Here is a 9,890-nt window from a genome sequence, read left to right as displayed (position 1 = left end):
GATTGGCGCTGGTCCACCGCGTGCCGTACCATGGCCGGTGGTCCGGCCCCCATCGTCTAGCGGCCTAGGACTCCGCCCTTTCACGGCGGCAGCACCGGTTCGAATCCGGTTGGGGGTACCAAAGCTTTGCAGCGCCCAAAAAACTGCCTCTGACCTGCGCTTCGGGCAGTGTCTCGCATTGGCTTTCCGCTCTGATCGGCACAGGAATCACAACTTTGCAACAACTTTGCTCGGAACGAGGTTCCGGGGTCCGGCGTTTCGCAGGTCTTATAGGAGCTTGTCTCGGTCGATCTGGCTCATGGCTTGGGCCACTTCGATGTACTGATCGACGGAGCGCGAGTCTCCGTGTCGCAAGAGCGCTTGGACCTCGACCCGGCTTGCGCCCGCCAGCGCGTAGTGGGTTCCGGCTGTGTGTCGCTTCGGCGGAATTCCGCCGAAGCGACACAGGCCGGCCGTCGTCCCAGTCGGCTGTGAACGCCTCATCCAGCACGGACAAGGCGACATCAGCCAACAACGGCGAGAGTATCCCGCCTTGGGGAGCGCCGGTCAAAGTGTCCTCCGAATACCCCAACCCAGTCAGGACCCCGGCCTTCAGGAACGCTTTGACCAACGCGCGGACGCGTTTGTCTTTCACCCGGTCGCGCACCCTGCCCATCAGGGCCTTCTGGTCGATCCGGTCGAAACACGCCCCGATATCGCCCTCCAACACCCAACGGCATCCGTGTGCGCCGAAGAGATGCACCTCAACTACCGCGTCATGCGCGCGACGGTTGGGCCGGAACCCATAGGAGACCGGTTTGAAGTCGGCCTCGAACATGGGTTCCCGCACCGTTTTCAGCGACGCTTGGACTACCCGGTCTTTGACGGTCGGCATCCCCAGCGGCGTTTCCTGGTTTTCGACCCCGCCTTGGGTATCAACCGTTTTCTGGCCGGGGAAGGCCGGCGACCCCCGCCCCTCAACTCGTCCCCTATTTCCCGCAGGAACTCACCCACCCGGCCTTCGGCTTCGATCCGGTGGACGGTCACCCCGTCCGCCCCCGCCGACCGGGCGCCCTTGTTCCCGGACACCACCTGCCATGCTTCCCACACGAACACGGGCCGGGCCACGAGATTAAACAAATCGGCGAACCGGTGGCCGGGACCGGCCACCGCCAACATGCGGATCCTGCATTGCCTGCGCGCTACCAACCCCATACGCCACAACTCATCCGCGTCATACTCCGGGCCGCCGCTGGTATCCACCGGCGGGTCTTGCGTCATGACCATTGCTCCTTTCACACCAACGCCAGGGTCCTTCCCCATGTGCCGGGCTTTCCCCGGCTCGGAGCGCTACAACCCCTCCGCCCCGCCCGGCCCGGATCGGCGGACCACGCGCCCAGCCCGGCCGCCTGCCTGGCTGACAGGAGGCACAGGCGCGGACCAGACGGTTCCCGCGTTCACTTGGTTTCGTTCAGCGGGTTAGGCACCCGGCTTCACCCCCGCGGCCTCGCCGCGATTACGCCGCAGAACTTCACCACGGCCTCCCCGGCCATCCCAAACAAAGACCGGAAGAGTTCCCCGACCCGTGCGGGGCGGGTGCGCGCCGCCTCTGGGCCACAACCGGCGGGTTTGACCCGGTGCCGGTGAACAAGGACCCGTGCTGGGATGTGATCCCCTCATCCGTCGAGGAGCCGTCCGCGCGCCAGGCCGTGGCAGAGACGAACCGGTGGGGCGGCGCGTCGCGGGTCTGAGGCCCAGAACACGGCACGGCGACCTGCGCCCGCAGTCACCGGAGCCGACCTGTCGGCGCTGCCGCGCGCTTCGATGCGGCTTGTCTCGCCGCGTTCGGGACGTGGTAGTTTGATTGTCAATAGACCCCGCCAGGGCTAGAGCCGGAAGGCTTCCCCAATACCGGCGGGCTTTTTTTCTGTCCCGACCCGAAGGGAACCCGCCGTGGCCCCGAAGACCCCGAAATCCCACGCCCCGAAACCGCCGCTGAGCGTGGCCGACCAGGTGGCTTTGCTGGTCGGCCGCGGCCTCGAGCTGGGCTCCGGGGACAGGGAGGCGCTGGCGCGGCTGCTGGCCGACAACTCCTACGCCAGGTTGGTGCCTTACTGGCGGCCGTTCCAGGTCGACCCGGCGCGCGGGGACAAGACGTTCAGGCCGGGGACCACCGTCGCGCAGATAGCCAACATCTACCAGTTCGACTCCCGGCTCCGCGCAGCAGCGGCCCGTGGTCTGGAGGTGTTCGAGGTCACCCTGCGCGCCCGCCTCGGGGAGGAGCTCGCCGCCGCGGGCTTGGCCTACGCCTACCTCGACCCCACCGCCTACGCCCCGCCCGCCAGGCGGGGCGGCGACCTCCGTCAGGACTTGGTCGACGCGATGGGCCGCGAGCTGGAGCGAACCAAGGAGCCCTTCGTCGCCAGGCACGCCCAGGCGGGCCAGACGCCGCCGTCATGGGCAGCTATGGGCGTGTTCACGCCCGGCACGGTATCGAAGATGTACCGGCTCCTCGCCGACCAAGCCGCCCGCGCCCGTGTCGCCAGGAGCTTCGGCTACCCGGACGCCCGGTTTGCGGCCAACACATTCCACTCGCTGACGGTGCTGCGGAACATCGCTGCGCACCACTCCAGGCTTTGGCACCGCGCCGACATCCAGTACGCGCCGCCCGTCCTGAAGCGCCTCCAGACTGACCCGGACAAGCGCGTGTACCAGCGCACCCCGTGGGCCTGGCTGACCGTTCTCGCCGACCTCGTGGACCAGGTCCGCCGAGACACCCGCTACTCGGAGGCGCTGTGGCGGCTGGCCACATCCCGCCCCGAATACATCGACGGCCTGAAGCGCCCCTGCGGTGCCTGAGCGGCACGGCCCCAACACGCCCGCCTGCCGGTGCCGCTTCGCGCCGGTTGCCCCCAGCGGGCTCCGGTGTCAAATCATTTGCCGCGACCTCTAGATGGACCTCAGTTCGGGAGGGTTGAAGAACCGGCTCGGGCTGGCCGACGCGGTGTGTCCGCCATCCCCGCTAGCCGACCGCCAGCCCAGACTTCGCCAGCTTCTTGCGTACCGTGCGGACAACCACCCCGCACCTGTCCGCAAGGGAGCTGACGCCGGCACCAGCCCCGCGCTCGTCCGCCATCGCGTCAACCCCGGCAACGCTCATCTTGGCTTGGCGATTCGCAGATTTCGCTTCACGGGGCCGCGAGAATCGGCGATTCCGGAGGCTCCCGGGGTCGGACGCCCGGCCTTCCTGGCCGCTCGCAGCCGCTTGACCAGCCGCTTCATGTCGGCCTGGTGGCTTGAGAACCATGCAGTTAGGGGTACTCGCTCTGCTCGCACGCCCGGCCGGAGAACCAGGAGCCCCAAAGCCCGGACCGGCGGCCGAGCCGCGACGCCCCAGTCACGCGGGTGGGAAGAGTTCGCCTGCGACCAGACGGGCAGCAATGTCGGTGAAGAGCGACAACCCTGCCAGCGCGTCTTGATCGTTCGTGAACTCGGCCTCGTTGTGGGACACCCCGCCTGCGCTCGGCACGAACAACATCACGGTTGGGACCAGGTCCTTGAGGTTGGTCGAGTCGTGGCCAGCCACCGTCATCGTCGTGGCGTGAGAGATTCCCAGGCGCTCGGCAGATCGGCGGGCCAATTCCACGCCCTCAGGCTGGTAGGGCATGAGGTTCCAAGCGTGTGTCAAACGGAGTTCCACGGATGTTTGCGAGCGTTTCTCGACGGTGGCGACCCGACGTTCAAGGCTTGCCACCGCCCCGTCAAGGGCGGTCGCGTCAGCGCACCTGAGGTCGAGGTTCATTCTCACTTCCCGAGCCACGGTCACGGGGGAGTTCGGCAGCACATATAGCTCGCTGACCCCGCTGTGCAGTCCCGCGTCGGCGAATTCATCCGCGAGGTCGCGACCTGCGGCGATGAGAAGCGCGGCCCCGTACAGAGCGTCGCGGCGGTCTCGCATCAAAGTCGCGCCCGTGTGCGACTGTTCGCCCAGAACTCGCGCCCGGTATTTCCGCGCGGCCCAGGTGGCGTTCACCAGCCCAATTGTTGTTCCACTAGCTTCCAGACTTCGGCCCTGCTCAATGTGGATTTCGCCATAAGCGGCCACGTCCCGCGCACCGGGCGCGCGTACCTCGCCCGGTGGCGGCAACACATCCGCCACCCGCGTTCCAGCGACATCGGCAGTATCGAGGGCCGCTTCCAGCGCCAGTTTGCCGGTGAACACGCCGCTCCCCATCATGCTAGGCGCAAACCGACTGCCTTCCTCGTTGAACCAGTTGACCACCGCGAGATTGGCCGACGGCCGGATGGCCCCGCCTGCGCAGGCAGCCGCTGTCCTCGCCACCGCGTGGGCCGCCGCCAGAACGCCATAGGCGCCGTCGTAGCGGCCAGCCAGAGGCTGCGAATCCAGATGGGACCCAAGCAGTATCCATGACGAGCCGGGCATCAACTCGGCGAGCCCGAACTGATTGCCTATGGCATCGGTTGCCTCGACGAGTCCGTGGCCAATCAGCCAGTCGCGGAGCCAGGCCCGCGCCGCTCGATCGGCCGAAGTGCCCGCCTGGCGATCCACTCCCCCGCCAGCGGTCCGGCCGTGCTGTGACAGGGCGCGAAAGTCGTCGAGGTATTCCGAGTCGCTTGTGTTCTGGAAGCCTGGCGGCATCCACCGCCTCCTTTCTCTTGTCCCGCGTCACTACCCTGCCCCCGCCGCGGGAAACGGGCGCTGTGCGCATGCCACTGTCTTGCACTCCTAGAATGTGCTTGTGCACACCCAAGACATGGCGACAACCGCTCCCGATGCCGTGTGGCGGCGGCTCTTGGAACGTCTCGCCGCAGCCGTTCCCCAGCTTTCGAGGCAGTTTGTTGCCCGCGTCACCGCAGTCCGCGGCTACCGCGCGGGGGCCGTGACCGCAACCGAGCTGCAGACCGTGGCGCAGACGTCCCTGGAACTGATCATTGATCAACTATTGGGTCGGGGTCAGACCAACGCGCTGACAGATTTCGCGGGTGACCTGGGCGCCAGGCGCGCTCAACAGGGCGTCCCGCCGGAAGACCTGCTGAGAGCCGTGCTATTGGACGGACCCCTTTTGTGGGAGGCATTGACCGGGGTTGCGGAGGAAGCCGACAAGGAGGTCCTGCTCACACGCGCGCCGGAGCTTTGGCGAGTCGTCGACGATTATTCGATGGCCTGCCATGCGAGTTATATCAGAACACGAATTCGCTGGGCGCAAGCGGGGGGAGAGGGCCGAACTGAAGCGATCGCCGCGTTGTTCGGCCCTCAAGGCGCGCGCAGGGAAACCCAGGACTGGTTCGCGAGGGCGTTCAACGTGCCCGCAGACATGCCGTATTGCGTGCTCGCCGTGTCCGGTGAGCCCACCGCCCAAATGCGGGAGGCGGCCTTCGGCACCCAGCGGTTCTTGCACGCGGCCCCGGCTCACGCCTTGCTCTTCTGGCCGGTCGCGCGGCTGCCGAACGACCTGCTTGAGGAGGTTCCAGCCTTTCTGCGCGGCACGGCGGGAGGTCTCGACATCAGCGCGCGGGGATTGGCTGGCCTGGCCGCCGCAGCGCGCCGCGCCACGGTGCTTGCCGATGCGGCCGGAAGCGCACTGGGCGAACTGCTCACCATGGCCGCGAACTGGCAGCAGGTTATTAGGGCTGCTCTGCCGGAGGGAGTTGACCTCGGCGAGGAGATCGAGGCCGGCCTGTCACGGGTCCTCCCCGCTGAAGCCGCCCGCCTTCGGGAAACGGCGAAGGCCTATCTCGCCACCGGCTCTGTTGCCCAGACCGCAGCGACGGTGTACGCGCACCGCAACACGGTCCTGGCCAGGTTGAGCCGGTTCAGGGAGCTGACTGGCATGGACTTGCGCGTACCCATTCAATCGGCGCGCGTGGCGGTCGCCTGGACCGGTTGACCGGTTGACCGGCGGAGCGGTGGGCTGTGGCGGGACTGGTCAGCCTCCTTCCTCATGGCTTCCGAGCGCTTTCGGCGGCGGCGCTTTTCGTAACATAGAGCACATCTGACCGCAACGCGCCGTGCCTACGTTTAGGCCATCCCCAGACCAACGACGGAAAGAGCACAGATCATGCCATCGAAATCCGCCAAGGCCCTCTCCACTGCCGCTCTAGTCATCAGCTCAGCATTCGCAACTGCAGCCTGCGGAACCGAGGACAACGGCGCGGCCAGCCCGTCGAGCAGCGCTCCCGTTGTCCAGGCAGGCCAGCTCACCGTGTGCATCTCCAAGAACGCCTATCCACCCTTGTATTGGAACGAAGGCGGAAAGCTCCAAGGATTCGAGGTCGACTCTCTGGAGAAGATCGCGGGCGAGCTCGATCTGAAGCTCGTGTTCACTGAGGTCGCGTTCGACGGCCTCCTGCCTGGGCTGGCCGCCGGCCGCTGCGACATCATGAGATCCGGCCTGTACATCAACGAGGAGCGCACCGCCACCTTCGACGCCATCCCGTACTTGATGACCGGTCCGGCATTGATAGTGCCGCCCGGCAATCCGAAGGGCATCGAAACGGTGGAGGACCTGGCCGGCCTGCGCGTCGCGGCGCAAGGCGCTTCCGCCAATGAGACCAAGATCAAGGAAGTCAGCGACCAACTCGCCGAAGCAGGCCTCGAGCCAGTCGAGATCAGCGTTTATCCAGAGATGCCGGAGACAATCGCGGCGCTCCAAAACGGGAGGGTCGACGGCACGATTGAAACAGACGTCGCCGCCGTCCAAGCGGCCCAAACCTTGGGCGAGGGCTGGCTGGCGCTGGACGAGTTGTTCGACGCGGGAACCGAGTTCGGCATGTACTTCGCAAAGGACTCGGCGCTGCTGCCCCAGGTGCGCGAGGCAGCCCGCAAGTTGACCGAAGAGGGGGTGTTTGGCGAAATCGCCGTCAAGCACGGCCTCAATCCGGACCGGGTCGTCATGCCGTAGGAGCCACCGTGTCGTTCAATTCCGATGTCTTCATCGCAGCGCTGTTCTCTAGGGCCTACCTCGCTGGCGCCTTGGTCGCGGTGACGTTGGCCGCCTTGGTGCAAGCCGCCGCGATCGTGATCGGCTTCTTCATCGGCCTGGGTCGCGAATCGCCGAACGGCGTGCTGCGCAAAGCCTCCGCCGCCTACGTGTGGGTCTTCCGCGCGATTCCGGCGCTGTTGATCCTGATCCTCATCTGGAACGCGCTTCCACAGGTCATCCCGATCCTGAAGCAGTCGTGGTTCAGCCCCTATCTGGCGGCCTTCGTCGGCCTGACACTGTTGGAGAGCGCGCTGATGGCCGAGATCCTCCGATCGGCCATGAAATCCGTCCCGGACGGCCAAACCCAAGCGGCGCGGGCTTTGGGTTTGAAGCCATGGCGCGTCATGTGGCATGTCCTGATTCCGCAGATGACACGGGTCGCCATCCCGCCCACAGGCAACCAGTTCATCAACATGGTGAAGATGACCAGCCTTGGCTCAGTGATATCCCTCCAGGAGTTGCTCTATCGCGCCGCCCAAGACGTGTCGCGGACTTTCTCGTACGCGGAGTACTACTCAGCTGCGGCGATTTACTACCTGGTGATGGTGTCTCTGTTCATGGCTGGTCAAAACTGGCTCGAAAAGCGTTACCTGTGGGTCAGCGCCACCACTAAGAGGGGCCGAGCGGCACCCGGCGCGAAGGACCTCCGCTATGCATGAACCGCCTTTGCTCTCAGCCAGTCAGATTACCAAGCGATACCACTCCACGACTGCTGTCGACGGCGTCTCGTTTCAGACCACCACGGGTGAGGTGACGGCCGTCTTGGGCCGATCAGGTTCGGGCAAGTCGACCTTCCTGCGCTGTCTGGCGCTCTTAGAACCCGTGGACGCCGGCGAAATCCGCTTTGCGGGCGAACTGGTCGGCCAGGTCGAGCGCCGCGGGCACCTGATCAACGCGAAAGAACGGATTCTGGCCGACCAACGCTCCTCCATCGGCATGGTATTCCAGAGCTTCAACCTGTTCCCCCACATGAACGTGCGGGACAACATCACGCTGTCGCTCCGCGTGCACGGGCGCGGGTCGAAAGACGAGATCGGCGACACCGCATCTGACATGTTGAACCGAGTTGGCCTGGCCGGATTCGAGCATAGATACCCCGGTGAGCTGTCGGGCGGTCAGCAGCAGCGCGTCGCGATCGCCCGAGCCTTGGTCCTCAGGCCCAAGGTGATGCTATTTGACGAACCGACGTCCGCTCTCGACCCGGAGTTGGTTCGCGAGGTTCTGAAAGTCATGGAGGACCTGGCCAGCGAAGGTATGACCATGGTCGTGGTGACTCATGAGGTCGGCTTTGCCCGTAACGTCGCCTCGCGAGTCATGTTGTTCGAAGACGGCCGGATCATGGACGACTCCCACCCAAGCGAATTCTTCACAGTGCGGGCCTCGGCTCGCACCCAAGCCTTTCTTGAGCACGTGCTCTGAGGCGCTGGCCTCGTCCCCGAAAACCCCACCAACCCTCCCAACGAAAGGAATCCGATGCCTCCCGTCGAAAGATTCGCCCCCGCAGAGAACTATTTCCACCGCTTGCTCGAACCCGAACCCGAGCCAGTGTTCACCGATCCGGCGGAACTTGAGGGGACTTGGGGGCGGCGCTGGGGCGCCGCCGATGAGACCAGCACCTTACGCATGGTCGTGGTCCGGCGCCCGAATCCCGGGATGCAGGACATCCGTGCGGACGCCTGGCGCGAGGACGCCGGCGCGCTGGTCGACCCCGGCCGAAACTGGTACTACCGGCGCCGCACGCCGCCAGACTGGGCGACTCTCCTGGATCAACACAACCAGTTGGTGCAGGCGCTGGAGTCAGAGGGCGTGGAAGTGGTGATAGCGCCGGAAATGCCGCGCACCTTCACAAAGTCCGTCTACACGCGCGACCCCATGCTGACTGTGCCGGGCGGGGCGATCATCGGTCGGTTGGCGCCCAGGGTGCGGCGCGGCGAGGAGCCCAGCCTCACCAAAACGGTAGCTGCCGTGGGCATGCCAATACTCGGCACCATAACGGGCGATGGCACAGTGGAGGGAGGGTCATTCGCGATGCTGCGGAGGGACTTGGCGGTTTATGCCACGTCAATCCGGTGCAATACCTCCGGGGCCCGGCAACTGGCCTCGTTTCTCGAGCCTCTGGGCATAGAACTGATGACCGTGGCGCTGCCCGGCTACACGATCCACATCGACGGCCAATTCATGGTTCTTGACGAAAACACAATCATGGCGAACGTGCATCGCCTGTCCTACGAATTCATCTCCCAAATAGAACGCATGGGCTATGAGATCATCCACCCGCACCCGGACGAGCAAAACGCTTGCAATTCGTTGAACGTGCGGCCACACAGGCTGATCATGGCTTCGATCTACCCCCGCACTGCGGCGATGCTGCGGCGGCGGGGCTTCGAAGTGATCCAAATCGACTATGACGAGATCATCAACAACGGCGGCAACATCCACTGCTCCACGAACGAACTGGTACGGGACTGGTGACGCCAAGTCCGGCGGGGGCGTGATCGCCTGCGGAAAGGCCTTCGGCCTGGCGTAAGCCGCCAGGCGCCTGTGCGGGTCGTCGGCGACCGGGTCCAGCACGGTGAACCCGAGTCTGACGGCGGCATCGGACAATGGGGTGCCTGCGGTCCCCTGTGGTTGCCGAACTGCCGCTGAGCTCCGAACAAGGGGGCAAGAGTAGGCTCGGGGCCACGTGTTGCCGGGCGGGGCGCGATGGGCGGACGCTGCTCCGGGGACGCCCGGCTCGCTGGGACTGGAGGAGGGGCTCGCGATGTACTTCGATCCGTTGGCGGCGATTTTCATGGCTATTCCGCTGGCCTGCCTGGGCGTGTTTGTGGCTACCGTGGTTGGGACGACGCTCACCAGAGGGCGAACCAAGCGCGTGCTCGGCAGCATCTTGGCCGCAGAGGCGCTGAC

General features: G+C 65.6%; 10 protein-coding genes, 1 tRNA gene and 1 pseudogene. 8 read left to right on the top strand and 4 right to left on the bottom strand.

Going from position 1 to position 9,890, the window contains the following annotated elements; translation table 11 throughout:
• Positions 1-45 precede the first annotated feature (45 nt).
• Positions 46-121: transfer RNA gene (locus LBC97_15790), tRNA-Glu, on the top strand.
• A 345-nt stretch (positions 122-466) separates the two neighbouring features.
• On the opposite strand, the pseudogene LBC97_15785 reads toward LBC97_15790, so the two are convergent.
• Together LBC97_15785 and LBC97_15780 are read right to left on the bottom strand one after the other, a co-directional pair.
• A pseudogene (locus LBC97_15785) lies at positions 467-874 on the bottom strand (hypothetical protein).
• Positions 850-1,260: a hypothetical protein gene (locus LBC97_15780; GenBank protein MDR2567483.1), complete on the bottom strand. Its 411-nt coding sequence runs from the start codon at positions 1,258-1,260 to the stop codon at positions 850-852. Before LBC97_15780 ends, LBC97_15785 begins: the two are co-directional and overlap by 25 nt.
• 672 nt (positions 1,261-1,932) lie before the next feature.
• Between LBC97_15780 and LBC97_15775 the strand changes: the two genes are divergently transcribed.
• On the top strand, positions 1,933-2,838 hold the full coding sequence (locus LBC97_15775; protein MDR2567482.1) for an Abi family protein: 906 nt from the start codon (positions 1,933-1,935) through the stop codon (positions 2,836-2,838).
• 163 nt (positions 2,839-3,001) lie between these two features.
• Here the strand turns inward: LBC97_15775 and LBC97_15770 are convergent, their stop codons facing one another.
• Positions 3,002-3,139: a hypothetical protein gene (locus LBC97_15770; GenBank protein MDR2567481.1), complete on the bottom strand. Its 138-nt coding sequence runs from the start codon at positions 3,137-3,139 to the stop codon at positions 3,002-3,004.
• Between the two features lie 237 nt (positions 3,140-3,376).
• Entirely contained in the window at positions 3,377-4,639 is a 1,263-nt protein-coding gene (locus tag LBC97_15765; GenBank protein MDR2567480.1) for a M20 family metallo-hydrolase, read from the bottom strand.
• Between the two features lie 100 nt (positions 4,640-4,739).
• Between LBC97_15765 and LBC97_15760 the strand changes: the two genes are divergently transcribed.
• The 6 genes from LBC97_15760 to LBC97_15735 form a co-directional block, all read left to right on the top strand.
• Positions 4,740-5,888, top strand: coding sequence for a helix-turn-helix domain-containing protein (locus tag LBC97_15760; protein ID MDR2567479.1), 1,149 nt, complete (start codon positions 4,740-4,742; stop codon positions 5,886-5,888).
• Between the two features lie 171 nt (positions 5,889-6,059).
• Positions 6,060-6,902: a transporter substrate-binding domain-containing protein gene (locus tag LBC97_15755; GenBank protein ID MDR2567478.1), complete on the top strand. Its 843-nt coding sequence runs from the start codon at positions 6,060-6,062 to the stop codon at positions 6,900-6,902.
• A gap of 8 nt (positions 6,903-6,910) precedes the next feature.
• The gene (locus LBC97_15750; protein MDR2567477.1) at positions 6,911-7,642 is read left to right on the top strand and encodes an amino acid ABC transporter permease; all 732 of its coding nucleotides are present in this window, start codon (positions 6,911-6,913) and stop codon (positions 7,640-7,642) included.
• On the top strand, positions 7,635-8,402 hold the full coding sequence (locus tag LBC97_15745) for an amino acid ABC transporter ATP-binding protein (protein ID MDR2567476.1): 768 nt from the start codon (positions 7,635-7,637) through the stop codon (positions 8,400-8,402). The genes LBC97_15750 and LBC97_15745 overlap by 8 nt, the downstream gene beginning before the upstream one ends.
• Positions 8,403-8,456: 54 nt before the next feature.
• On the top strand, positions 8,457-9,455 hold the full coding sequence (locus tag LBC97_15740) for a hypothetical protein (GenBank protein MDR2567475.1): 999 nt from the start codon (positions 8,457-8,459) through the stop codon (positions 9,453-9,455).
• A gap of 211 nt (positions 9,456-9,666) precedes the next feature.
• A partial coding sequence (locus tag LBC97_15735) for a hypothetical protein (protein MDR2567474.1) occupies positions 9,667-9,890 on the top strand: 224 nt, incomplete at its 3' end.

The organism is Bifidobacteriaceae bacterium (assembly GCA_031281585.1).
In the GTDB taxonomy this organism is placed as follows: domain Bacteria; phylum Actinomycetota; class Actinomycetes; order Actinomycetales; family WQXJ01; genus JAIRTF01.
The sequence above is the reverse complement of the archived record's forward strand: the minus strand, read 5'-3'. Positions and strand labels throughout refer to the sequence as shown.